Consider the following 24341-nt stretch of genomic DNA (forward strand, 5'->3'; position numbering starts at 1 on the left):
ATTTTAAGTAAAAACTAGGAGGATATTATGGCTACATGCCGTAAAATTAGTAAAGAGAGAATGGCTCTGAAGATATCGTTAGCGGGTACGATTTTTGTTGCTTCGCTGGGTATTGGCTATGGCTTATATGTAGGCTCTAATGCCATTTTACTTGATGGTATGTTTTCTTTCTTAAGTATGGGGATGACCGGGCTAAGTCTTTACACCGCATATTTAGTATCTAAGCCCGATGATGAACAATTTCAATTTGGATATGCCCATTTTGAACCTCTCATAAACGTAGTAAACGGCTTATTGATTTTAATCACCTGTTTATTTGCATTTATAACTGGCGTACAAACAATCATGCATGGTGGTCATGACATAGTATTGGGCGACGCAATTATCTATGCGGTACTTTCTACAGTAAGCTGTTTTTCGATTTACTTCTTTGAAACACATATTGCGAGAAGTGTCGATTCTGAATTAGTACGTGTTGACTCCCAAGAGTGGCTAGTTGATGCCATCTTGAGCGCTGCAATACTCGTAGGTTTCATTTTAGTTGTGATATTTGATGCGCTGGGTTATTCAAAATGGAATGCCTATGTCGATCCAATTCTTGTAACAACACTGTCTATCGCAGCATCAATATTGCCGATCAAAGTGTTAAGACGAAACTTAAAAGAAGTATTACTTGTTGCACCGCAAGACAGTGCGCAAGAGCACGTTGATCAAGTGATTGCTGAACTGTCAGAAAAGTACGATTTTGATGACTACACTCATCACTTTGCCAAAATTGGTCGTCAATATGATCTCGAAATAAACATCTTAGTCAAAGATGAAAACAAATGGACGACAAAGCAGCAAGATCGTATTCGCCAAATCATCTGGGACAGACTTGAAGATGATCTCGGTGAAACATGGCTTTCTGTTAGCTTTACGGCTCAGGAGCGCTGGTTATAGCATAGAATAAAAATTCTGCTGTGATTATGTTAGGATAATTATCTATTTAATAGCGATTATCCTAACAATCCTTTATCAATTGTTACATTTCTAAAATTTCTTCTTGAATTTTACAAAACATTAACCCTCATAATGCAATCACTACAGCATTCTTGTATGATTTCTTCGTTCTAAAAATTATCTTTGCATTTTAGAGTTAATTTTTAGCCATTGCTAAAATCATAAATTTTATCATAGGTGAATCATGGAAACCGCTTTAGTATTAGCGTTCATTGTGGGTGCGTTTTTTATCATTTTAAAAGAGAAAAAATGTACAAAGAATATTGATTATAGCAAGGAAAGCTTATAATCATTGTTCGACTTATACTCTATATTGATGAATTAAAAGAGCGCATTTGGCGCTTTTTTATTATTTTGATTTTAGTCACAAATATTATATGTGTGATTTAGTTCTAACTTTATTTCTATTCTTTTCAATCTACTTATTATAATTATTACCTACATCATCAATTACTATTTAAAGGTGATTAAATACAAATGCATTATTTGTATTTGGTATCTAAATATAATCGAAAACCAATATCACTTTGTTTTATAAAATATTCTGGGTTTTTATAAGTGAAAATCATACTTTAAAAGCTGTGATCCATGACATTATTTTATTTCTTATGATACTTGTTTAACTAAAGATTAGATCTTAACGTTAATAAAGGTAATAAATTATTACATTTACCTGTAAGGAAGCAGGTGAGCGTAATTTTAATAATGGTTCTTAGGATGTTTAAACGCGACAAATTCACAAAGAATATTAATGATATTTTACTAATGCGATTTTCAGGGCAGATAGGCATTGGTTTAATGTTCTTTATCATACTCGTTGGTTTTGGTTGTACAACCATGGCACCATATTTCGCTGTTAAACAGATCTCCAGTAAAATTCAAGTCGATACGGATGAATTAGTACAAACATATATCAAGAATATTGGTGATTATCAGGTTTTTATTAATAATTTAAGTCGCAATTTTGATTTCACTTGCAGCGAGAAAGAGCAAACTCAACTTAGCCGTATTGCTTACAGTAACTATCTGATCCGTAAAATATCTTTAACGCCCTATGGTCAAAATACTTGTTCTAGCTACTCTGAACAAACACATACCCATGATATTAATTCAACGAAGATAAGCAATTATGGCGAAAATATGTCGTTATGGCTTTCTTCAAAAATTGATAGCCTTCAGCGTATATTTGAAGTGCATTGGAAAGGCGATAAAGGTGAATTAATTGTTTCTTTAGAGCCGATAGTTGAAGAGATTTTAAGAAATAAATACTGTGATGATTGCGTCCTAACGTCCGTATCGATGAATGAAGAAGTAGAAAATTTCTCTTGGCAAGGAGATATTAAACTTTATTCTAAAGAACCGATTTACTATGTTTCATTACCTAATGGTTTGCGGCTTTCTAGTTATATCAAACCTGAAATTATTGATAAAACAGCTCAAGAATTACGAATGCCCTTATTCTTAATAGGGTGTTCAATCGCGGCATTTCTTATCTTATTACGTCGCTCTTTAATTCGTCGTCGATTATCTTTACATGCATTAGTACAGCGAGGGATCACTAAACGTGAATTTATCCCGTATTATCAACCGATCGTTAATGTTAAAACGAATGAGCTTTATGGTTGTGAGGTTTTAGCGCGGTGGAAGAAAAAAGGGGCTGGGCTTATTTCTCCAATGGAATTTATTCCTTATGTTGAAAAAAGTGGGCAAATTATTCCAATTACTAATCTGCTAATAGAGAAGACCATAAAAGATCTAAGTATCATTAATTGGCAATTAACCAATCGTGTTATCAGTATTAATTTAGTTCCTCAGCAACTCGAAAATCTAGAATTAATGAACAGCTCTTTACAGCTATTTAGTAAGTCAAAAATATCAGTAAAGCAGGTTGCGTTTGAAATTACTGAGCGTAAGCAGTTTGAAAACTTAGCCATTGCCTCTGAAGTGATTGCATACCTTAAATCGCAAGGCATCGACATTAAACTCGATGATGCAGGAACTGGCTATGGTGGTTTTAGTTACATTCAAGAGCTTAATTTGCGCAGTTTAAAAATCGATAAGATGTTTGTAGAAAATATTGGAACAACGGATATCAAACTGTCACTACTCGATTCGATAATCGCTTTCGGTAAGCAAGCTGGAATGGAGATGATTGCTGAAGGGGTAGAAACAAAAGAGCAATCATTATATCTGTTAGAGCGTGATGTTTATCTGCAGCAAGGCTATTACTTTGGAATGCCGATGGATGCTGAAGAGTTTTCTTTGTATAACCAAGAAATTCAAAAACGACACAGTATCATTCTTGGATAGCTTTGGTGATTGAAATAAAAATGATGACTCGATAAAAAAGCCGACATTATGTCGGCTTTATTGCATCAGTACTTAATTAGTTGATTATGCGTTTTTCTCTTTCCACTCTTGGGCTAAACGAGAAATCGTAGCTTGTGTCTCTTGCCACATACGCGTGTTGATCAGATCGCTGTACTCACCAGTCGGTTTTTTCAGTAGAGTTTCTAAAATAGGAACCTGTATTTGAGGTAGGCCATCAAGAGCTTGCACAGCACCTTCACGGTTATTACATAACATTACCATGTCACAATCGGCTTCCTGAGCTGCCACAGCACGTTCGCTGTAACTGCCTAATACGTCAGCACCTTTCATATTAAGATCATCAGAGAAGATCACACCTTGGTAACCAAGCTCTTCACGCAACACCTGTTTTAACCAGTATTCAGAGCCACTTGCAGGTTTTTCATCATAAGCATCAAATACAACGTGTGCTGGCATCATGCCTTGTAGCAGATTGTTCTCGATAAGATGCTTAAACACTGTCATATCATGTTGTTTGATATTGTCACGAGAATCATAAGGTGTTTCTAAGTGAGAATCTGCAATCACACCACCGTGACCAGGGAAGTGCTTACCCGTTGCAGCCATGCCTGCTTGTGCCATACCTTGGATAAACTGACTGGCATGGCGGATGATTTCTTGTGGATTATCAGAAAAAGCACGATCGCCAATGGCTTTACAATCGTAACCAAGATCCAACACTGGGGCGAAACTGATATCAATATCCATAGCTAATAATTCAGCCGCCATTAACCAACCGCCTTGTTTTGCTAATGCTTCGCCATTTTCAGATGCTGCAAAGGCACGTGCAGGTGGGAGTTGAGTAAAGCCATCACGGAAACGTTGAACACGACCGCCTTCTTGGTCAACACCGATCAAAAGAGGGCGTTTAGCGGCTTTACGAATGTCTTTTACTAACGCACGAAGTTGCTCTCGGTTGTCATAATTACGTGCGAAAAAGATGATCCCACCAACGGTAGGATGTTGAATAATTTCGCGTTCTTCTGCATCAAGTTCGTAACTTGATACATCAAGCATTAAAGGTCCCATGACTGTGCTCCGAGTAACATTAGGTTAGGCGATTAAATTACCATAGTAAATTTTATCCGCAATTCATAATCTACTTTTACTTATTGATATTACGGTAATTGTTTAGTGACTGACCGTTATTAACCAATCACTGACATTTTAACCACCAACGCCAAAATCATAGAGTGACGCATAACTTACAATCAATGAAACAGGATGTAATAACTTTCATTGTATGTGATCTTGGTTGATTAATTTCTCTTAATCTTACGTTACACTTAGCAACATACTGAGTGTTGTTAAGAGTGAAATTATGTCTGTACTTGTTACGATTGCTATAACTACTGGGATCTTATCTGGGATTTGGGGATGGGTTGCAGTATCGCTCGGCTTGTTGAGTTGGGGAGGATTTCTAGGCTGTACGACATATTTTGCACTTCAACGTGATGGTATTAAAGGTGTTGGTGTAAGTATCGCAACGAACCTTAGCGGTGTGTTTTGGGCTATGGTGATCATTAAACTATCATCAATGGTTAGCCTTGATATTATCGGTTACGTTGTCACTGCTATTGTTGCATTTATGATGTGCGTACAAGCGAAAAAATCGTGGCTATCTTTTATTCCCGGTACATTCATTGGTTCATGTGCGACGTTTGCTGCCAATGGAAACTGGCAATTAGTGATACCGTCTTTAGTTGTTGGTGTAATTTTTGGCTATCTAATGAAAAGCTCTGGTTTATGGCTTCATGCAAAACTGGCTGAAAAAAAAACAGCCGACACTGATTGTGACACTCAACTTATTAAAGATTAAGACCATCTGAATTTGAAAAAGCCGCTGCTGTGAATCGATCACACCAGCGGCTTTTTTGTTTATGTGATAGTAGTCTAGCCGTGGCTAGGAACAAAGATACCGTTTATATCAGCGCAGAGTTTCTTTAATGCAGGACGATGCTGATCTTTAGGCGCTAATACACAAACACGTAATCCTTCTGCTAGTAGTGCTTCTACTCGCTCAACAAGCTCGGTGTATTGATAGCTTTCTCGGTCTGCATCGCGGCGGCATAGATCAACGAAAATGTCATTTTTATCTTGAGGATAAAGAACAAATTCAGACTGTTGCATTAAACGTAATGCTTTGATTGTTAGTAATTCAGGATCATTACCTGTTTCAATTAAATACAAGTTAGCACCTGTATCTTCATGCTTTTCTAATAACTCAGTAAAGATTTGTTCTAGTTGTTCAGTTGTTGTTGCCTCTTCAACGGCAGGAGAGCGGAAGAAATGCTCCCAAAACTTACGACGCTCATCAACGGTTTTATAGTATTGCTTAATACGACCACGTTGCTGACCTGAAAAACTCGCCAATAAGCTGAGATTTTGTGGCAGTTGTGTTTCAAGTTGTTCACGAATATAGCGAACAAGAACTGGAGATGCGCCGCCACTTGAAATTGCTACCTGAATTGGTGAGCGATCAATCATCGATGGGGTAATGAAATCACAAAAATCAGGATCATCAACGACGTTCGTCCAAATTTGTAATGCATTAGCGTCATGGTAAACCTGATGGTTAAGGGCTTTAACATCTGTTGTAGCCCAAACCTGATCAAAACCTGTAATTTGCGATTTATCGTATTCCGCTTGGATGTAAGTAAACTGCCCTTCATTTAATAATGTAGCAAGGTGAGGGTGTAACTCAGGTGATATAAGGGTGATATTGGCGCTCGCTTTTAAAAGTAAATCAACCTTACGGCAAGCGACTTCGCCACCACCGACAACAAGCACTTTTTTTTGTGTTAATTTTAAAAATACTGGGAAAAAATCCATTTTATTAAATCCGATAGACGAGCATAGATTACTGTAAGCATTAAGAAATCATTGTTAACAAAGCATTACGTGATTAAACGTGTATTAGAACTAGTATCATGAAATTGTACTTGCCAGCAAGCACATAACGTTTAGCTGTTGTATTTATACCGCTTTGTTAGATTGCGACGCCAAATCATTATGATTAAACCTGAAAAAAGCCAATTGAGTGATATATTTCCTCCACTACGATATGTGTTTTTTATAATTTCCTCATTGTTATCAGGAATATCTTTTGCCACAGAAAAAGGGTCTGTATCTAAAGTTGGTCGAAGTGAATTATCATCTAGCGAGAAAGATGGTTTTTTTCCATGTAAACGTATTTGTTGTTCAATCCATTCGCGGTGTGTAGAGACTTGAGTGTATTGCCCTGTGAGTTGATTGTATTGATTTTCGCTTTCATTAATTCTTATTGAGCATCTTTGACCATTGCTGGTTAAACCAATTAATCGAATGCCTTTATCACTGTCCATAATGTTGGATTTATTTTGCCAAATCAGTGGTCCTCCAGAATCACCACGACATACATCTTTAATTAAACCATTAATATTTGAATCTGCACAAACCATCTGATCATCATTAAGTATTAGACCGTTGCATTGGTTATCAGGAACACCTGCGAGCGTGATGACTTGTAATGTTGTTGGTGAGTTGAATTCAAGAGTATCTCCCCAACCAGAGGCTATGACCGTTGCTGGAGAGTTGCCATAAGTAATCCAAGAGCTCTCAAATTCAATATCAGCTAAATATTGTTCTTCGATAGTCGCAATTTTAATTGGTTGAGCAACTTCATAAAGAGATCTTTCAACACGTAATAGTGTAATGTCGTTAAGGAAATAATCTTCGTTGTAATCAGGATGGGGAATGATTTGCTTAATTTTAAATTGATACTTTTGGTCAAGATCACTGAAGTCACCGTCTTTGATTAAGCTTGTACCAGCGATAGCAATTTCATCAATATCAATAGGGTTACAATGTGCAGCTGTAAGTAACCAAAATTCACTTATAACCACGGCGCCACAGCTGATACTATCGTAAGAATTTTGTTTTATTGCTGCTTGCCACGGTAATAGTAGTGGGGCGTACAATGTTGCATCTGTTCCATTGATTGCTTTGGTTATAGGTTGAGAATTTGTACTTGAATAAGTATAAGGATTGATAAATAAGAAAAACGATAAAAATATGTATCCCACCCAAAGATGATACTTCATATGCAGCTCCGCCTTGAACTGATTGTTTCTTTAAGCGTAGCTTTGCGTGTCAATAAAATGACGTCATGCGTTTTAGATCTCAAAAAAGTGAATGCTTATTGATTTTGATACTTGAAAATGCATGGTCGATTACAGATTCAGTGTTCATAAGCCTTTAAAATGCCAATAATTTTATTATTTAATGGATGCGATATGTTTAAGTCATGTATTGGTTTTGGGGTTGCTGGCAATTTTGCGGGTCATCTTGAACAAGCTGGGGAAGCGGCTGATTTCTTAAAGGTTGAAGTAAAAGAAGCGGTTCAACCCAAAGCGATTTTCCCTTTTTATTTGTCTTCTAATGTCGATTCATTTCTAACGGTGTATCCATTATCGTCAACGAATATTACGCCACCCAATGATGCTGATAATCTGCAAATTGAACCAGAAGTGGCGTTGATTTGTGACATCGAATATACACCATCTAGTGATGGTAATATTGAAGTTGCAGCGTTAACTCCACGTCAATTTGCTGCTTATAACGATTGTTCTATTCGTAAGCCTAACGCCAATAAGATCAGTGAGAAAAAGAACTGGGGCGCGAATAGTAAAGGGATCTCTAACACCTTGATTGATATTGATACGTTTGAGCAAGGTGGTATTTTAGATCGTTATCGCATTGCCAGCTTCCATCAACATAACGGTCAGTTACACACTTATGGTGAAGATAGCCCTGTCATTGGTTATAGCTACTTCCATCAGAAATTGCTTGATTGGGTTATTGAGCGTATGAACTGTCAGCAAGATGTAGGTCCGACAGAAAACATTAAAGCATTGCTTAATATTACTGATCATCCTAAACAAGCCATTATCAGTATTGGTGCTACACGCTACACACCTTATGGCGAAACGCATTTCTTGCAATCTGGTGATACCAGCATCGTTGTAGTATATGACGGTACGCTATATAACCATGATGATATTGTTAGCATGGCTGAAAACAATGATTGGCAAAGTGATGGCTTGTCTGTGCTAGTACAGACCGTTGATTAAGTAGTAAAATAAACAAGTTAGTTATTTAAACAGAATAAGGATCAGCAATGTCGTTACCCAATCAGCATGAAGATTTAGTCTCGGTACAATGGTTACACCAAGCATTAGAAAATCAAGCCAATGCGAGTAACACACTGCAAGATCTTGTGGTATTAGATGCTAGCTCGTTTATGCCTGGTGTTGATCGTAGTGCAGAGCAAGAGCTTATTGATAAGCGTATTCAAGGGGCTCGCTTTTTTGATATTAACGACAAGTTGGCTGAACCCAATACTGATTTACCCCATATGTTGCCATCGGCTGAGCAGTTTGCTCGTGAAGTTAGCAAGCTAGGGATCAGTAATGATACCCATGTGGTGATTTACGATAGCTTAGGTATGTTTTCATCAGCACGTGGCTGGTGGATGTTTAAAGCGATGGGTCACAATAAAGTTTCTGTATTGGATGGTGGTCTACCTGCTTGGATTGCTGCTGGATACGACACTGAATCAGGCGAATTGACTACTATTACGCCATCAGTCTTTAATGCAGAGCTACAGCCTGAGTGGGTGATTGATGCTGATGGTTTAAATCAGTTATTGGCAGATGATAGTGTTGCTGTGATAGATGCTCGCCCAAGAGCGCGTTTTCTTGGCTCAGTAAAAGAGCCGCGTGCAGGGATCCGCAGTGGTCATATGCCTAATGCGAAGAACTTGCCTTTTGCAGAATTGCTTAATGATGGACATTTTGTTGAATTAGCCGATATTCAAACCAAGTTTGATGGTATTTCTCGCCCCGATCAGCGTTTGATTTTTAGCTGTGGTTCCGGCATCACCGCTTGTATTTTAGCGTTGGCTGCACATCGTGTCGGTCGTAACGTACTTACAGTTTATGATGGTTCATGGACTGAATGGGGCGCTAACGAACGTTACCCTGTTGTGAAGTAGTTTTTCTATCAATATAAAAAGGCGAACAGTTGACTGAATGTCATTGCTGTTCGCCTTTTATTTTGTCAGTTAGTGACTCGCTGCGTTGTTATGCTTTCTCATCAATAGAGACATAACCTTTATCACGAATTATGGTTTGTGCTTGATTTGATAAAACAAACTTAATGAATTGCTGCGCATCTTTATCTAGTTTGCTTTCTTTGAACATCAACAGGAATGGGCGTGCAATTTTGTATTCACCTGACTCAACTTTTGCAATGGTTGGGAAAACATTATCGTAAGAAACCGCTTTAACAGAATCATCAACAGATCCCAGTGATACATAGCCAATCGCATGTTTATTACGAGAAACTAAGCTTTTCACCATGCCATTAGTGCTAACCACTAAAACACGTGGGCTAATGTCTGAAACGGTAAATTCAGAAACTTTCTTGGTTAACCCCATAAAGTGTTCAAACGAAAAGCGGGAGCCTGAGGCATTTTCACGGCTAACGACAGCCATGTCTAAATCGATACCGTTAATTGATTTCCAGTTAGTGATCTTACCTTGGTAAATATCCATCACTTGCTGATGAGTTAAGTTCGATACAGGGTTATCTTTATTTACTACTAGCGCGATACCATCATGAGCAATGGTCACTGTTTTGTAATCACCTTCAAGCTCAGTCGGTTCAATAATACGAGAGCTCATGCCAATTTCAGCCGCACCTTGCTTTACAGCAGTGATGCCTGCAGTAGAGCCTGTACCTTGGATCGCTATCGTGGTGTTTTTGTGGGTTAGTGAATAGGTATCAGCCAATACATCCATAATGTGACTAACTGAAGTCGATCCTGCAACAGTAACTGTTTCTTTGGCTTGTACAGTTGCTGAAGTGACACATAGCCCTAATGTCAGCAGACTAATTATTGTTTTAAGCATTTTTTACTCCATGAGCTTAATTATTTCGCGCTGTATCTTATTTCAAAAGTGTGACAATCTTGTGAATAAGACACAGAATCAAAAGTGATTTAAAGTCAAAATTAAGCTAGGAATAGCCACTAAAAAACGTTAAGTATATGAATCTATATAGCCAATAACTGAGTGATTACAAGATAAAATTTTGAATCAACTTGTTACAGTGATAAAGTCGTTTTATAGATATAACATTAAAAGTAGAGCAGTGCTCTTAGTGATATAGACGCAGTTAAAGCGTAAGCAGGATATATAAACAAGGTTGGTTTTATGCTCACAATGGCAACAACAGCAACAACTCCGAATAAAGCTATTTTATCTGAACGTATTCAAAAACTGATCAAAGGGCTTTCTAATGGCGTTTACGAACGCGAAGAAGTGATAAAGCTGTGTTTGCTAGCTGCATTAGCAGGGGAAAGTGTTTTTCTTTTAGGTCCTCCTGGTATTGCAAAAAGTTTGATTGCGAAACGTCTTATCCAAGCTTTTGATGACAGTAAATTCTTTGATTACTTGATGACGCGTTTCTCAACGCCGGAAGAAGTATTCGGTCCTCTATCTATTCAAGAATTAAAAGATAACGGTAAATATGTACGTTTAACTGATGGCTATTTACCGACTGCACAAGTGGTTTTCCTTGATGAAATTTGGAAAGCTGGTCCTGCTATTCTTAATACCTTATTAACCGTGGTGAACGAGCGCACATTCAAAAACGGCCAAGATGTGCTACCTGTACCAATGCGTTTATTGATCACGGCATCTAACGAATTACCAGATGAAGATAGCGGTTTAGACGCCCTATACGATCGTATGTTAGTTCGTGTATTCGTTAACCGTATTCAAGAGAAACAAAACTTTAAAGCCATGTTGATGGGCGAAGGCCCTACGTTACAAGAAATCGATCCAAGTCTTACGATTAAAGATGAGGAATACATTAACTGGCAACAGCACATTGATGATGTTCAGTTAAGTGAAGCGATTTTTGAGCAAATCTATCAATTGAAATCCATGGTTGAAAATAAAGTGAACCAAGGTGATGTGATTGATAGCGACAATGAGCTTTACATTTCTGATCGTCGTTGGAAGAAATCAGTACGTTTATTAAAAGCCAGCGCTTTCTTTAATGGTCGAGACGAAATTAACCCACTTGATTTATTACTGCTACAAGACTGTTTATGGCATAGCCCAGAATCGCGCAACGTGATCTGTAATATCGTTGATAAGTTTGCCTCTGATTATGCATTCAATCAAAAAGAGTCTGCGTTAGATGCCAATGAAGCAGAAACCATCATTAACACTATTAACGATGATGTAGCAGAGAAACTTGCTATTACTTTCACCAAAGAAAGCACCATGCGTAAAGAGTGGTTTAAGTATAACTTTGCAACTGCTGCCCGTTTTAATGTTAATAACAATCCACGCATGATCAAATTAGTGATGCTGCAACAAAACCCATCTGTTTCTGAGCAAGAGCCGGGAGATAGCCGTTGGGTTTATGTGGATGGTGATGAGTTTGATAAGAAGATCCGCACAGGTAAATGTGATATCTACGGTTTTGTTAATAAGAATACTCATCTGTGTCGTTTGCAGTTTGAAATTGATGCGCAAAATCGCTTAACCGTTAAAGACATTGCCAACCGTGCAGTACTGGTAGGGATTGCGGGTAATAAAGGCATTACCGAAAGCATGCAGCAAACATGGCAGCAAGGTGTAGACAGCGCAATGGCGAAGATTGTGGATGCAGAGCATAGCATCATGAAATCTCGCTCACAGTTCCACGGTGCATTACCACATAACTTTATTAATGATTCATTCCCTGCGTTAATTGAACAAAGCATCAGTGATGCTGCAGATAAAGTGACTGAGCTTAAGGGTTTGGTTGAGAAGAGTGCTTTCCGCATAAGCCATCTTTCTGAATATTTTGCCAAATAGTGTCTGATAATCAGTGTGTTTAGAAACAATAGAACAAGCCAAGCTGATATTAGGCATGGAAAGAGGAGAATAGCGTATGCCAGTCTCTGAAGGATTAAACTTTGCACTGATGCTCGCTGAGTCGGGCATCATTGACAGTGCCGTGCATGAGGTCATGGTTCGACCGCAATTATTAATGGCAGCAGAGCAAAGTCCCGGCATTAAAACCGCCATGAAAAACCAAGTTATGAAATGGCGTGGGCAAATGATCCGGCAAACTGCAAAAGGGACAGTGGAAGAGCGGTTTCATGATGAGATTGAGCTCTACCATCAAGCCTGTAAGTGGGATCAAGATTACTTCATCGAACATGCTGATGAGTTGGTTAAAAAGCTCGAAGGGCAATCCTCTTTTTACTTCAAAGCTAAAAGCCTTGTAGCTAAAGAGCATCAAAAACATAATCCGATGTTCCAACGTTTCTTCTGTAATAAATGGTATGAGTACATTGCTCACGCCTTAACTGAAGCACAAGAGTCAGAGATAGAAGAACGTAAAGAAGCCTTGCTGAGAGATATGTATCAGCGCATTGAAACCATGAAGCAAATGGAAGAAGTCACTGAAGCTGGTGATGAAACCAAAGCAGGGCGCTTATGGGATATGGCAAAAGCCAAGTTGACCCAAACTGACGTTGATGTGATGAAGAAAATAGCCAAGTTTTTGAAAAAGAATAACGGCTTACAAGACATTGCAGAGAAGTTAGGGCGAATGGCGAGTGAGGTTGATGATCCCAACAAAGAGCGTGTAAAAGCTGAAGAATTTAAGCTGGTGGAAGAAGTTAGTGACAATGTCACTGATGATATTGTTGGTATTCATGAAAGTGATGATCTTGCCAAACTGCTACCAAACGAAGCGATGTTCTTAGCGTATCCTGAGCTTGAAGTGGTGTTTTATAAACACTTAGCCGATAAGCGTTTGATGAACTATCGAATGCAGGGAACTCAACGAAAACTGCGTAAGGTTAAAGCCTTTAAACGTCAAACCAAGCGTGTTGATCAAGATAAAGGACCATTTATCGTTTGTATTGATGCATCAGGCTCAATGTCGGGTTTTCCTGAGAACTGTGCTAAAGCCTTAGCTTATGGTTTAATGCAGATTGCGTTAGCTGATGATCGCGATTGCTACGTGATCATGTTCTCTACTCAGCAAATCACTTACGAGCTGACCAAGCAAGATGGCTTGAGTGAAGTGGTTAACTTCTTATCTTACTCATTCCACGGTGGTACCGATTTGGGCCCTGTGCTGGATCAATCCATTGATTTAATGAGTGATGGTAAATACAAAAACGCGGATTTAGTGGTGTTATCTGACTTTATTGCACCAAGCCAACCTGATGAAATGCTGACGCGCGTAGAGAAGTTAAAAGCGCAAAAGAACCGTTTTCATGCGGTGAATTTGTCGAAGTATGGTAATCCAGAACTGCTTGAAATGTTCGATCATTGTTGGTCGTATCATCCATCAAAACTAAGCCAATTAGGTAAACTCTTTAAGGTTCGTTAGAAGTTAAAACGCTATATTTCAAAGTGGTTACTGATTGAAATATAGCGTGATTCTTTTTTACCTACTTGATTTTAAAATACTCTAACAATGAGTTTCTCCATTCATTGCTTTGTCTAAACTGTAATAACTCACGGTTAATTGACTCTTCATACGGGCTTTTTTCAGTTAAAGCGATGCCATAGTTTTGTTTTTCAAACTGGTATGGCAACACGTTAAGTTTTTCGTATTTTCCTTTCTCTTTAGCCATTTTTATGCGGTATTTCACAATCGCATCATCACCAACAACAGCGTCTATTTCACCTCTGTCTAATGCATCAAGCATGTCAGGAACAGTGTCATACTGCAAGTGGACGATACTATGACGAGTGAGAAATTGAGATGAAGTTGATGCTGTTTTAGCTCCAGTACTGACATTGACTAAATCATGAGGGCTTTTAATGTCATTGCTGATCAAACCAACGGTAAATGTGCTGGCTAATACCGCAGTAATACTGGCAATAAAAAGTGTGGTAAATACCGCAAGGCAAACGGTTAAAACTCGTCCGGTTAAGGTTTTAAATTCATAGTAATTAAATGGCCCTTTGGTGATAAACAGTAAGCCAAGAATAAAGCCTTCAATAAGTTGTGCAGGGCGAGAGCGCATTGAGTAAAGCTTATCGTTAACTCGATGTTCTAACAGATAGTACAAACCACCGACTAAAGCGGCTGCGGTGAAGAAAATACCAATGATCGTCAGCAAATGTCGGTTGGTAATAATGCTTTTGAACGTATCAAAATAACCTGCAGATTTCACTACGATAGCCAAGTGAGTTTCATAAAAAGAATGGGAAAAATCGATGATTTCTTCACGCTCAGGGGTTATCGACAAGCAAGATAATCCAATATCTACCTCTTTATTAGCAACGGCTTGTAATAACTCTTTCAGTGGGTAATTTTGAAAACGATAGGGTAACTGTAACTTCTCGGCTATTTGCTGCCACAGTAAGACACTTAATCCGGTGTATTCCCCGAATTGATCTTGCATAACAAAAGGCGGACATAAATAAGTGCCGATGATCAGCTCCTTTTTATTGCCTTCATTGGTTACTGTGGATTGTATTGTTTGAGGAGGGCTCGCAGTTGTTTGCTCTGTGATTTCTTGTTGTGCTGCCAATGATGAGGATATCCCATAGCACAAGCATGTTAACGCCAAAAACAGCTTCAATAGGCGTGAAATAGAATGAGTAGAAAGAGGGAATAGCATTAACGTCTTATTGGACATAGATCTATCCTTATTGTTTTTATTATTAAGTATAAGTCGTATCTTTGTATGCTGCTTTAGGTAATAAATACTAATGATTGTGATGCTTATCAATGAGTTGTGTTTTTCTTATGAATTAACTAAAAAGTGGAGATAACTTGGATTAATTATATTTATTGAGAACATTTATATGGACGAAAGTAAACCTACTTCATCAACAGCTAAAAGTTTTCCCTCATTACTTGAAAGTGTTGTTGATATGAAATTCCTAATTTTACTATTTTGCTTTGTTGTGTATGTAGATTTGTGGTTAGTCGCTAATCATTTAGATCCTAGAGATATGTCAATTATCGATGCATATTCAGCTTTATTATCTATACCTATTTTTCAGGTTTTCTTGTTTTTAGGTTCATACTCATTATTAATGATCGTTGGTATACCAATAATTCGAAGTGGAATTTTATTGTTCCGTTTACATGTACTTGATAGTTATACCATTAATAATTTAACTAAAGAGGAGAGTAAGTTATCAGATTGGGCTATGGGGTTTGTTTGTTTTTCTTCTTATAGTGTAATTGATAGCTTATTTATGAGCTCAGATAAATATAAAGGTCTCGTTTATTATATTTTCAGCTTTAATTCTTCTCACGGTATTTTGAATCTTTTATTTAAAGCTAGCATTGTGATCTTTTGGTTTTATTGTTTATCTCTTGCTTTGAAAGCGGATGATTTTGAACTTGAAGATTGAGTCTTTCTTGATAAACCACATCGTTCTTTCTGTATTTTAAGAAAACTAAATCTCCTTATAGCTCGTATAGTTAAAGTGTTAACTGTTCTTTGTATCAGTATTAATAGTTTCAGCTTTTATTCATTACAGTGGTGGGTGAAGCGATGAAAACGATTATTCGATTCTTATTTATGTGCGTCATGCTTTTGGGTTTTAGTGTGGTTGCTCAAACACAACAAGAGGTGTGGGTGATTGGCATTAAAGGCGGGATTGGTCCTGCCACCAGCGATTATGTCACCCGAGAAATTAGCGAAGCACAAAACAACAATGCAGCGATGATCATCTTGCAGGTTGATACTCCAGGCGGGCTTGATACCTCGATGAGGCAAATCATTCAGGCGATAACAGTCTCACCAGTACCCATTGCTACATGGGTTGGTCCTGCAGGTTCAAGAGCCGCCAGTGCCGGAACTTATATTCTGCTAGCAAGCCATATAGCGACGATGGCTGATGGTACAAACTTAGGTGCTGCGACACCTGTTTCTATTGGTGGCGGTAAAGCAGGTAGTAATCCTTTGTCAGGAAATGATGAAGAAAAGCCAACCGATACTTCTGATAACACTCAAAATAAACAACCAGACAGCGAAGAGAAGCAAAATAGCGCTGAAAACGATAAAGCGCCAACAGCTGAAACAAACAGTTCATCAGCCATGGAAAGCAAAGTCATTAATGATGCTGCGGCTTATATTGAAAGCTTAGCGAAGTTACACAATCGTAATCCTGAATGGGCAATTAAAGCAGTACGAGAGGCTGCCAGTATTGATGCACAGACCGCACTAAAAGAAAACGTGATTGATTTTATCGCTCAAAACCGAGAACAAGTGATAGAGAAAGCCAACGGCAGAATGGTCAAGCTCAATGGTGTTGAAACACCGATTGAATTGACTAACGTGAGCTTTATTGAGCGTGAACAAGACTGGCGATTCAAATTACTCTCAGTGCTCACCAACCCTAATGTTGCTTACATCTTAATGTTAATTGGTATGTACGGCTTACTACTTGAATTTTATAGTCCAGGTGTTGGTTTGCCCGGTGTATTAGGTGGAATTTGCTTTGTATTAGCGATGTATTCAATGCAAATGTTGCCAATCAGCTATGCAGGATTAGCACTTATTATTCTTGGTGTCATGTTAATGGTAGCGGAAGCCTTTAGTCCAAGTTTCGGTATTTTAGGGCTTGGTGGCATCGCCTCATTTGCACTGGGATCGGTGATGTTAATGGATACCGATTTACCCGGTTATCAAATTGCAGCACCGTTAATTATTGGCTTTACCGTTGTCTCTGCGCTATTTTTCTTTGTCATTATTGCCATGTTGGTTAAATCTCGTAAACGACCTGTCACTACAGGTATCAATACCTTAATAGGTCAACAAGCCACAGTGATGTATGTCGATAATGAAGCGGGTAAATACCATGTTTTTGTTGCGGGTGAAATGTGGCAAGCTACCAGTACAGGTGTTTTTCATAAGGGAGATAAGGTGATAGTAACGGGAGTCAGAGGCTTATGGCTTGAAATTGATCCTTAATCTATAGAGCTATTTAATACGCTTAAAGGAGATAAGTATGATCACTTATTCACTTGCTATCATCGTTGTTTTAGTGGTGGCGTTGATCTTCAGCATGTTCAAGATTTTGCGGGAATATGAAAGAGCCGTGGTATTTTTGCTTGGGCGTTTTTATGAGGTCAAAGGACCGGGTCTAGTTATCATTGTGCCGATCATTCAACAAATGGTGCGTGTTGATTTACGTACCATTGTGCTTGATGTTCCTACCCAAGATTTGATCACTAAAGATAACGTGTCAGTTCATGTTAATGCTGTGGTCTATTTTAAAGTGGTTGATCCAAAGATGGCGATCAACAATGTTGAGAACTATCTAGAAGCAACAAGCCAGCTATCTCAAACCACCTTACGCTCAGTGCTTGGGCAACATGAGCTTGATGAATTATTGTCTGCCCGTGAAGAGTTAAACCGTGATTTACAAGGGATCTTAGATCAGCATACGGATAATTGGGGTATTAAAATCGCCAATGTGGAAATCAAACATGTTGATCTCGATGATAGTATGGTACGAGCGCTAGCAAGACAAGCCGAAGCCGAGCGTTCTCGTCGAGCCAAAGTTATTCATGCAACAGATGAGCTTGAAGCTTCCGCTAAACTGCAAGAAGCCGCCAGAGAGCTAAACAAATCACCGAATGCTATTCAGTTACGTTATTTCCAAACCCTGACGGAAGTGGCAAACGAGCGAACATCCACTATAGTGTTCCCATTACCGATTAATTTGATTGATAAGTTAAGCGGAGACGATATGGTAGAAATGGCGAAATTAAAGGTGCAGCAAGAAGTAAATAAGCACAATGACAGCAAAAGCGACCAATAAAAGACATGAACCGTGGGTAATTTAGCCAGTTAATACCTTAAATGCTAAGTATATGACGCATAACCATGTACAATGCTGCGCTCTGATAAGATCCATTCTGCGAGTAGCAAAAAGATGAGCCAAAAGAAAAACGCACAGCCTAAAAAAGGTTTACACCCACGTAACCCACATCGTGAGCGTTATGACTTTGCCAAGTTAATTCAATCGACACCAGAATTAGCTCAGTATGTTAGCGAAAATCCTTATGGTGATCTTTCTGTTAATTTCTCAGATCCTGCAGCAGTTAAAGCACTAAACAAAGCTTTATTGAGCCATTTCTATAAGGTGAATTACTGGGATATTCCAGCAGGTTTCTTATGCCCGCCAATTCCTGGTCGTGCAGACTACTTACACTACATTGCAGATTTACTGGCTGAATCTAATGACAACACTATCCCACAAGGTAAAGGTGTCCGTGGTTTAGATGTGGGTGTTGGTGCGAACTGTGTGTACCCAATTATTGGTCATCGTATATATGGTTGGCAGTTTGTTGGTGCAGATATTGATCCTATTTCGATTAAATCAGCTAAATTCATCGCTGATGCGAACCCAAGCCTCAAAGGCAATATCAAACTACGTTTACAGAAAAATGCAGATAACATTTTCACAGGCATGATCAATGCGGATGAAGTGTTTGATTTTACGCTTTGTAATCCACCATTCCACGCATCGTTAGAAGAAGCGACAGCAGGTTCAGAGCGTAAAGTACGTAATTTGGCAGCTAATGCTAATAAGAAACAAAAGCCACGCCAAACTAACTTTAATGCGCAAACTAAGCCCGTATTAAACTTTGGTGGTCAAAAAGCCGAGCTTTGGTGTCCGGGTGGTGAAGCGGCATTTATTCAAAAAATGATCAAACAAAGTGCTGAAAAAGCAGGGCAATGTTTCTGGTTTACAACGTTAGTTTCTAAAAAAGAAAACCTGCCTGAAATTTACCAACAGCTACAAAAAGCGAAAGCTGTGGATGTAAAAACGATTGAAATGTCACAAGGTCAGAAGATTTCTCGCATCGTTGCGTGGACGTTTTTAACTGAAGAACAACAGCAAGAGTGGCGTCAAGAACGTTGGTCTAACTAACTGATAGTTAAATACTATATTTGAATTAAGCGGCTATTATCGTCGCTTTTTTTATGCCTGTAATTTGGTGTGATACACCTCTCAATTTTTATTCACCAAGTCCAAAATCCGAAGTTGTACATAATTTTAATCTTGTACAACTTTAAATTATTGTCTACAGTAATTGTACAAGGTTAAGAAGTTGTACAAGTTTGGAGGCGTTATGGGCATTCCTGTTGGTATTAGTGCATGTGTATTAGGTGAAAAAGTTCGCTTTGATGGTGGACATAAACGTAATCGTTTTGTGGCTGAAGATCTAAGCGAGTATTTCGATTTTAGAGCTGTTTGTCCTGAAATGGCGATTGGGATGCCTGTTCCTCGTCCTGTGATTAGATTGCAAGATAACGGTATTGAAGTACGTCTTGTTGATAGCAAAGATGACAGTATCGATCATACCGAGAAAATGAAGGCATTTGCTGATGCGATTATTCCTAGCTTTGAGTGGTTACGTGGCTATGTGGTATGTGCTAAATCACCTTCTTGCGGCATGGAACGTGTGAAATTGTATTTAAAAAATGGTAACTCAGTACCGGGTGGTTCAGTTGGTATTTATACTCAGCAACTAATGGAATCCATGCCGTGGTTACCAGTCGAAGAAGATGGACGTTTATGTGATCCGGTATTACGTGAAAACTTCATTTTCCGCGTATATGCTCTTGATGATTTATATCGCTCAGTAGAAGGTGGTATCACCCGTGACAAAATCATCAAATTCCATTCTCGCTATAAACTTTGCCTTATGGCACATCATCAAGCCTCTTACCGAGAGTTAGGGCGTCTAGTTTCTAAAATCCACGAATGGGATGATCTGGTTGAGTTCTTCTTAACTTATCGTCAGCAATTTATGGATGCGTTGAAGAAACGCGCAAGCCGTAAAAACAACACTAATGTGTTAATGCACATTCAAGGTTACTTTAAACGTGATTTAGACAAGCAACAAAAAGCCGAACTGCGTGATGTGATCATGCGTTATCGTGAAGGTTTGTTACCACTTGTTGCACCATTAACCTTGATTAATCATCATCTTACAGTAAACCCTGATGAGTATTTATCGCAGCAAGCGTACTTAGCACCATACCCTGAAAAACTACTATTGCGTTATTCATTATAAGGCAATTGTAAGAGCAAATGATGGTGGTGAATTTAGCAAGTCGATAGAGGTCATCATGAACAGGCTTAGTCCGAAAAAGCTGCTGAATAGCAAATGGACAGCAGCACAGCCACAGAACAAAGAGAAGCACTTCATCATTACCGATGTCGAAACCAATGAAAGTGGTGAAGTGTTGTTCTGCACTATGGAAGCGGTGATGTCGAAACGAGAATTTAACGTAAATTGGCAAGATTTAAAGAATAACTTGGTGTGGTACCAAGGCTGGAAATAATGATTTTAATCCAAGGATAAAGTGTGAACGTTGAAGTGAAGTTGTATTCAATCAGTGAAGTATCGGAGTTAACAGGGGTGAACTCTGTAACCCTACGTGCATGGCAGCGTCGTTATGGCTTATTAGTGCCACAACGAACGCCAAAAGGGCACCGATTATATACCGACAATGATATTGCCAAGATCCATGACATTCTTGCGTGGTTAGATAAAGGGGTATCTATCGGTAAAGTGAAACCGTTACTAGAAGGAGCGGTTGAACATCAGCAATCTGATGTAGAGAAAATAGAGCTGGTGGAGGAAACCTTAAGCTTTATTGAGCAAGGGAAATTGCAGCAAGTAGAAAATAGACTGCGTGAAGCTTTAAAGCTCTATCCATTTAAGACCCTAGAAGAGCAGTTTTTACAGCCGATTGAAGATTATATTTCACGCACGGAAAACCCGCTTAAAGCGCTACATATGAGCATCTGGAATACCGTGGTGGTGCAGTGTTTTGTCTCGATTTTTGGCAAAGTAAATGCTGAAAAAAATACACCTTGTTTAGTCATGAGTTATGCCTCGATTAATAATCATCATGTGTGGCAACAAGCATTGAAATTAGCTTATGACGGTAACTATGTAACGGTGCTTTGTGATATTTCAGGCAAGTTAACAGGGCTGTCTTCATTGCTGCAAGATCAGCAGATCAAAGCCATGTATATCGTTGGTGAAAATAAACTGGATAACAAACAGTTAGCGGAAATAGAGAGCTTGATCAGCGAATGTGACATCACTTGTGAGTTTATTGGCAGTATCAAAAACATTCACCAAGGGGAATTTGGGGTGTAGCACTTAAGTTAGTGGTTAGTTTCGACACATTTTTCACGTACTTAGTGACAATGTAACAAGACTAAACGATTGAGCATAAAGTAAATAGGGAGAAATAATGACAAACGCTAACGTAAATGAAGATCACGTCATTATCTGGTTTCGTGATGATTTACGCACTGTAGATAACACTGCACTTAATCATGCTATTGAAACGGGTCTTCCTGTTATTGCACTTTTTGTTGCAACGCCAATGCAGTGGCATGAACACCATGTTGCAGCTATTCAAGTAGACTTTATTCATCGTCGTTTACGGGTATTAAAACAGCAACTTGCAGTACTCAACATTCCATTACAAGTGATGCAATGCAATGACTTTAGTGAATCTGTCGATGCCATTGCAGAGTATTGTCATCAGCATCGAGTGGTGCATGTGTTTGTTAATAAGCAATATCCGCTTAATGAACAATTACGTGATGAAAAGCTTGGAGTTTTGTTAGCGCAATCAGGCATTAAGCAAAGTTTGTTTGATGATAACTATGTACTTGAACCTGAGACGATCTTAAATCGTGAAGGTGAGTTATTTAAAGTTTTTACCCCGTATCGCAATGCTTGGATAAAACGTTTTTCGGCTGAACCTAGTTACCCTGTCACCACAAGCAAAGAAGTAGTACTAAGTGATACCACATCAGCAATGCTTGCTGATAGTACAGATATTCAATCGTTAGGTTATCCAGTCATCGAAAGCGTACTTTGGCCTGTCGATGAAGAAGCAATATTACAGCGATTAGATACATTTTGTGTCACTAAAGCACAGGATTATCATCAGCAGCGAGACTTCCCAGCCATTGATGGCACTAGCTGTTTATCACCATTTCTCGCGATTGGGGCGCTATCGGCAAGGCAATGTGTTCATCAGTTGCTTCAGCATTTTCCCCATGCTTTGGAAGTTAATAAAGAAGATGGCGCATTTACATGGCTAAACGAGATCATCTGGCGTGAGTTCTATAGTACACCTACTTCATCGTTATCCAGAGCTGAGTAAAAACCATCCATTTCAAGAGTACACCCAGTATGTGTGCTGGCAGGATAACCCAACATTATTAAAAGCTTGGCAAGAAGGTAAAACCGGTTTTCCGATTGTTGATGCTGCGATGCGACAACTAAGAGCAACTGGTTGGATGCATAATCGACTTCGCATGATCACCGCCAGTTTCTTAACCAAAGACTTACTTTGTGACTGGCGAGCAGGTGAGCAATGGTTTATGCAGCACCTTATTGATGGTGATTTTGCATCCAACAATGGTGGTTGGCAGTGGGCTGCATCTACAGGGACAGATTCACAACCTTATTTTCGTGTTTTCAATCCGACACTTCAGGGGCAACGATTTGATCCAAAAGGTGATTTCATTCGTACATGGGTAAAGGAGCTTGCAAAAGTTCCAGACAAATATATTCACACTCCCCACCAATGGGACAGTAGTGGATCCCTTGATTACCCATTACCAATAGTAGATCACAAGGAAGCACGTTTATTGGCGATTGAGGCTTTTAAACAAGCAAAAGCCGTTATGGATAATCATCAATAAATAAGTGGAGGAATGAAAAATGGACGCAGTGAACAATCCAGCATTAATTAAATTTTTTGATGTGTATGCACAGTTAGGGAAAGAAAATTTAGCACAGCTTGCGGACGTTTATCATCATTCTGTCATTTTTGAAGATCCAGCTCATAAGATTGAAGGTTTTACTGCGTTAGAAGCATATTTCTTCAATCTCTACCAAAACATCAACAGTTGTCGATTTGTGATCAACAGTTACGTTGAAGACGATCATGAAGCCTTTGTGCAATGGACCATGCATTTTTCTCATCCACGATTACAAAACGGTAAAGAACGTAGCTTAGAAGGGTGTACTCAACTGAAGTTTGAACAAGAAAAAGTCATTTATCACCGAGATTATTTTGATATGGGTGAAATGATTTATGAAGGTTTACCCATGTTCGGACGGATCATCCGCCATATTAAAGCAAGGTTAGGTCAATCATGAAACAGGTATTGATCACCGGAGCCAGCTCTGGGATTGGCAAACAGCTTGCATGTGATTATGCAGATAACGATTGGAATGTCATTGCTTGTGGGCAAAACCAAGCAAGGTTGAATGAATTAGAAAATCATCATTCATCAATCCAGAGTTTACGGTTTGATGTAACTGACATTGAAAGCACTAAAACAGCGCTATCACAGTTAACGCTATTACCTGATTTGATCATTCTAAATGCAGGTACCTGTGAATACATTAATGAGGGTGTAATTGATACAGCGCTATTTAAACGTGTGTTCAACGTGAATGTTTTTGGGATTTTGCATTGTATTGAAGCGTTGCAAGACAGATTCACAGAACGAACGCATATAGTGATCATCAGTTCATCAGCGAGCTTTATTCCGTTACCGCGTGCAGAAGCCTACGGCGCTTCAAAAGCTGCGATAAGTTATATATCGCAAACCTTAGCTCTGGATTTACAACATAAAAATATCAAGGTCACATTAGTTAATCCGGGGTTTGTAAAAACTCCACTGACCGATAAGAACGACTTTGCGATGCCCATGTTAGTGACGCCTGAATTTGCGTCTCAAAAAATAAGACATGGCATTGAAGTAGGGAAAAAGGAAATTCATTTTCCTATCGTCTTTACGCTTTTTCTAAAAACAATAGCGCTTTTGCCATTCACACTTCGGATGGCTGTGATTAAACGAATAACGGGGAAATAA

At 38.8% G+C, this 24341-nt stretch carries 21 protein-coding genes and 1 pseudogene; 17 read left to right on the plus strand and 5 right to left on the minus strand.

Annotated elements, in window-relative coordinates; genetic code table 11:
• Window positions 1-27 precede the first annotated feature (27 nt).
• Window positions 28-942 carry a cation diffusion facilitator family transporter gene (locus Q7674_RS03560; protein WP_023934352.1) on the plus strand — a complete coding sequence of 305 codons (915 nt, stop codon included), beginning with the start codon at window positions 28-30 and terminating at the stop codon, window positions 940-942.
• A gap of 747 nt (window positions 943-1689) precedes the next feature.
• Entirely contained in the window at window positions 1690-3312 is a 1623-nt protein-coding gene (locus tag Q7674_RS03565) for an EAL domain-containing protein (RefSeq protein WP_237156711.1), read from the plus strand.
• Between the two features lie 84 nt (window positions 3313-3396).
• On the opposite strand, the gene nagZ is transcribed toward Q7674_RS03565, so the two are convergent.
• Window positions 3397-4401: a beta-N-acetylhexosaminidase gene (gene nagZ / locus Q7674_RS03570; RefSeq protein ID WP_305421702.1), complete on the minus strand. Its 1005-nt coding sequence runs from the start codon at window positions 4399-4401 to the stop codon at window positions 3397-3399.
• A gap of 292 nt (window positions 4402-4693) precedes the next feature.
• On the opposite strand from nagZ, the gene Q7674_RS03575 reads away from it, so the two are divergent.
• Window positions 4694-5191 (plus strand): DUF1097 domain-containing protein, encoded by a 498-nt coding sequence (locus tag Q7674_RS03575; protein WP_305421704.1) that lies wholly within the window; start codon window positions 4694-4696, stop codon window positions 5189-5191.
• A gap of 74 nt (window positions 5192-5265) precedes the next feature.
• On the opposite strand, the gene Q7674_RS03580 is transcribed toward Q7674_RS03575, so the two are convergent.
• Window positions 5266-6204, minus strand: coding sequence for a siroheme synthase (locus Q7674_RS03580; RefSeq protein ID WP_107229558.1), 939 nt, complete (start codon window positions 6202-6204; stop codon window positions 5266-5268).
• A gap of 131 nt (window positions 6205-6335) precedes the next feature.
• Window positions 6336-7454 carry a S1 family peptidase gene (locus Q7674_RS03585; protein WP_045062520.1) on the minus strand — a complete coding sequence of 373 codons (1119 nt, stop codon included), beginning with the start codon at window positions 7452-7454 and terminating at the stop codon, window positions 6336-6338.
• A gap of 192 nt (window positions 7455-7646) precedes the next feature.
• Here Q7674_RS03585 and Q7674_RS03590 point away from each other — a divergent pair, with 192 nt between their 5' ends.
• Together Q7674_RS03590 and Q7674_RS03595 are read left to right on the plus strand one after the other, a co-directional pair.
• Window positions 7647-8483 (plus strand): DUF5718 family protein, encoded by an 837-nt coding sequence (locus tag Q7674_RS03590; protein ID WP_045062518.1) that lies wholly within the window; start codon window positions 7647-7649, stop codon window positions 8481-8483.
• 47 nt (window positions 8484-8530) lie between these two features.
• Complete coding sequence (locus Q7674_RS03595) at window positions 8531-9406, plus strand: sulfurtransferase (protein WP_045062516.1); 876 nt, start codon at window positions 8531-8533, stop codon at window positions 9404-9406.
• 88 nt (window positions 9407-9494) lie between these two features.
• Here Q7674_RS03595 and Q7674_RS03600 read toward each other — a convergent pair whose 3' ends face one another.
• Window positions 9495-10325: a phosphate ABC transporter substrate-binding protein gene (locus Q7674_RS03600; RefSeq protein ID WP_045062514.1), complete on the minus strand. Its 831-nt coding sequence runs from the start codon at window positions 10323-10325 to the stop codon at window positions 9495-9497.
• 303 nt (window positions 10326-10628) lie between these two features.
• Here Q7674_RS03600 and Q7674_RS03605 point away from each other — a divergent pair, with 303 nt between their 5' ends.
• Both Q7674_RS03605 and viaA read left to right on the plus strand, forming a co-directional pair.
• Window positions 10629-12287, plus strand: a complete 1659-nt coding sequence (locus tag Q7674_RS03605) for an ATPase RavA domain-containing protein (RefSeq protein ID WP_045062513.1) — start codon at window positions 10629-10631, stop codon at window positions 12285-12287.
• Between the two features lie 76 nt (window positions 12288-12363).
• A complete protein-coding gene (viaA, locus tag Q7674_RS03610) occupies window positions 12364-13821 on the plus strand; it encodes an ATPase RavA stimulator ViaA (protein WP_107229557.1) in 1458 nt (485 codons plus the stop codon).
• A gap of 61 nt (window positions 13822-13882) precedes the next feature.
• On the opposite strand, the gene Q7674_RS03615 is transcribed toward viaA, so the two are convergent.
• Window positions 13883-15082, minus strand: coding sequence for a transporter substrate-binding domain-containing protein (locus Q7674_RS03615; protein ID WP_305421706.1), 1200 nt, complete (start codon window positions 15080-15082; stop codon window positions 13883-13885).
• A 169-nt stretch (window positions 15083-15251) separates the two neighbouring features.
• On the opposite strand from Q7674_RS03615, the gene Q7674_RS03620 reads away from it, so the two are divergent.
• From Q7674_RS03620 to Q7674_RS03665, 10 genes and pseudogenes are all read left to right on the plus strand, one after another.
• On the plus strand, window positions 15252-15809 hold the full coding sequence (locus Q7674_RS03620) for a hypothetical protein (protein ID WP_045062508.1): 558 nt from the start codon (window positions 15252-15254) through the stop codon (window positions 15807-15809).
• Window positions 15810-15952: 143 nt separating this feature from the next.
• A complete protein-coding gene (locus tag Q7674_RS03625; protein WP_045062507.1) occupies window positions 15953-17374 on the plus strand; it encodes an NfeD family protein in 1422 nt (473 codons plus the stop codon).
• 37 nt (window positions 17375-17411) lie between these two features.
• Entirely contained in the window at window positions 17412-18227 is an 816-nt protein-coding gene (locus Q7674_RS03630) for a slipin family protein (RefSeq protein ID WP_305421711.1), read from the plus strand.
• 114 nt (window positions 18228-18341) lie between these two features.
• Entirely contained in the window at window positions 18342-19343 is a 1002-nt protein-coding gene (gene rlmF, locus Q7674_RS03635; RefSeq protein WP_045062558.1) for a 23S rRNA (adenine(1618)-N(6))-methyltransferase RlmF, read from the plus strand.
• A 202-nt stretch (window positions 19344-19545) separates the two neighbouring features.
• Window positions 19546-20493 carry a YbgA family protein gene (locus Q7674_RS03640; protein WP_008989279.1) on the plus strand — a complete coding sequence of 316 codons (948 nt, stop codon included), beginning with the start codon at window positions 19546-19548 and terminating at the stop codon, window positions 20491-20493.
• A 55-nt stretch (window positions 20494-20548) separates the two neighbouring features.
• Window positions 20549-20764, plus strand: coding sequence for a TIGR02450 family Trp-rich protein (locus Q7674_RS03645; protein WP_008989280.1), 216 nt, complete (start codon window positions 20549-20551; stop codon window positions 20762-20764).
• A gap of 23 nt (window positions 20765-20787) precedes the next feature.
• Window positions 20788-21591, plus strand: a complete 804-nt coding sequence (locus tag Q7674_RS03650) for a MerR family transcriptional regulator (protein WP_045062503.1) — start codon at window positions 20788-20790, stop codon at window positions 21589-21591.
• Between the two features lie 97 nt (window positions 21592-21688).
• Window positions 21689-23159 (plus strand): annotated as a pseudogene (gene phrB, locus Q7674_RS03655) (deoxyribodipyrimidine photo-lyase).
• 19 nt (window positions 23160-23178) lie between these two features.
• A complete protein-coding gene (locus tag Q7674_RS03660; RefSeq protein WP_008989283.1) occupies window positions 23179-23619 on the plus strand; it encodes a nuclear transport factor 2 family protein in 441 nt (146 codons plus the stop codon).
• The gene (locus tag Q7674_RS03665; RefSeq protein ID WP_045062499.1) at window positions 23616-24341 is read left to right on the plus strand and encodes an SDR family NAD(P)-dependent oxidoreductase; all 726 of its coding nucleotides are present in this window, start codon (window positions 23616-23618) and stop codon (window positions 24339-24341) included. The genes Q7674_RS03660 and Q7674_RS03665 overlap by 4 nt, the downstream gene beginning before the upstream one ends.

The sequence above is a fragment of the Photobacterium leiognathi genome (assembly GCF_030685535.1).
Taxonomy (GTDB): Bacteria; Pseudomonadota; Gammaproteobacteria; order Enterobacterales; family Vibrionaceae; genus Photobacterium; species Photobacterium leiognathi.

What these genes read in the sequence shown, in the direction of transcription:
- Q7674_RS03560 (WP_023934352.1), top strand. Translation starts at nt 28, where the DNA reads ATGGCTACATGCCGTAAAATTAGTAAAGAGAGAATGGCTCTGAAGATA.
- nagZ (WP_305421702.1), bottom strand. Translation starts at nt 4,401, where the DNA reads ATGGGACCTTTAATGCTTGATGTATCAAGTTACGAACTTGATGCAGAA.
- Q7674_RS03575 (WP_305421704.1), top strand. Translation starts at nt 4,694, where the DNA reads ATGTCTGTACTTGTTACGATTGCTATAACTACTGGGATCTTATCTGGG.
- Q7674_RS03580 (WP_107229558.1), bottom strand. Translation starts at nt 6,204, where the DNA reads ATGGATTTTTTCCCAGTATTTTTAAAATTAACACAAAAAAAAGTGCTT.
- Q7674_RS03585 (WP_045062520.1), bottom strand. Translation starts at nt 7,454, where the DNA reads ATGAAGTATCATCTTTGGGTGGGATACATATTTTTATCGTTTTTCTTA.
- Q7674_RS03590 (WP_045062518.1), top strand. Translation starts at nt 7,647, where the DNA reads ATGTTTAAGTCATGTATTGGTTTTGGGGTTGCTGGCAATTTTGCGGGT.
- Q7674_RS03595 (WP_045062516.1), top strand. Translation starts at nt 8,531, where the DNA reads ATGTCGTTACCCAATCAGCATGAAGATTTAGTCTCGGTACAATGGTTA.
- Q7674_RS03600 (WP_045062514.1), bottom strand. Translation starts at nt 10,325, where the DNA reads ATGCTTAAAACAATAATTAGTCTGCTGACATTAGGGCTATGTGTCACT.
- Q7674_RS03605 (WP_045062513.1), top strand. Translation starts at nt 10,629, where the DNA reads ATGCTCACAATGGCAACAACAGCAACAACTCCGAATAAAGCTATTTTA.
- viaA (WP_107229557.1), top strand. Translation starts at nt 12,364, where the DNA reads ATGCCAGTCTCTGAAGGATTAAACTTTGCACTGATGCTCGCTGAGTCG.
- Q7674_RS03615 (WP_305421706.1), bottom strand. Translation starts at nt 15,082, where the DNA reads ATGTCCAATAAGACGTTAATGCTATTCCCTCTTTCTACTCATTCTATT.
- Q7674_RS03620 (WP_045062508.1), top strand. Translation starts at nt 15,252, where the DNA reads ATGGACGAAAGTAAACCTACTTCATCAACAGCTAAAAGTTTTCCCTCA.
- Q7674_RS03625 (WP_045062507.1), top strand. Translation starts at nt 15,953, where the DNA reads ATGAAAACGATTATTCGATTCTTATTTATGTGCGTCATGCTTTTGGGT.
- Q7674_RS03630 (WP_305421711.1), top strand. Translation starts at nt 17,412, where the DNA reads ATGATCACTTATTCACTTGCTATCATCGTTGTTTTAGTGGTGGCGTTG.
- rlmF (WP_045062558.1), top strand. Translation starts at nt 18,342, where the DNA reads ATGAGCCAAAAGAAAAACGCACAGCCTAAAAAAGGTTTACACCCACGT.
- Q7674_RS03640 (WP_008989279.1), top strand. Translation starts at nt 19,546, where the DNA reads ATGGGCATTCCTGTTGGTATTAGTGCATGTGTATTAGGTGAAAAAGTT.
- Q7674_RS03645 (WP_008989280.1), top strand. Translation starts at nt 20,549, where the DNA reads ATGAACAGGCTTAGTCCGAAAAAGCTGCTGAATAGCAAATGGACAGCA.
- Q7674_RS03660 (WP_008989283.1), top strand. Translation starts at nt 23,179, where the DNA reads ATGGACGCAGTGAACAATCCAGCATTAATTAAATTTTTTGATGTGTAT.
- Q7674_RS03665 (WP_045062499.1), top strand. Translation starts at nt 23,616, where the DNA reads ATGAAACAGGTATTGATCACCGGAGCCAGCTCTGGGATTGGCAAACAG.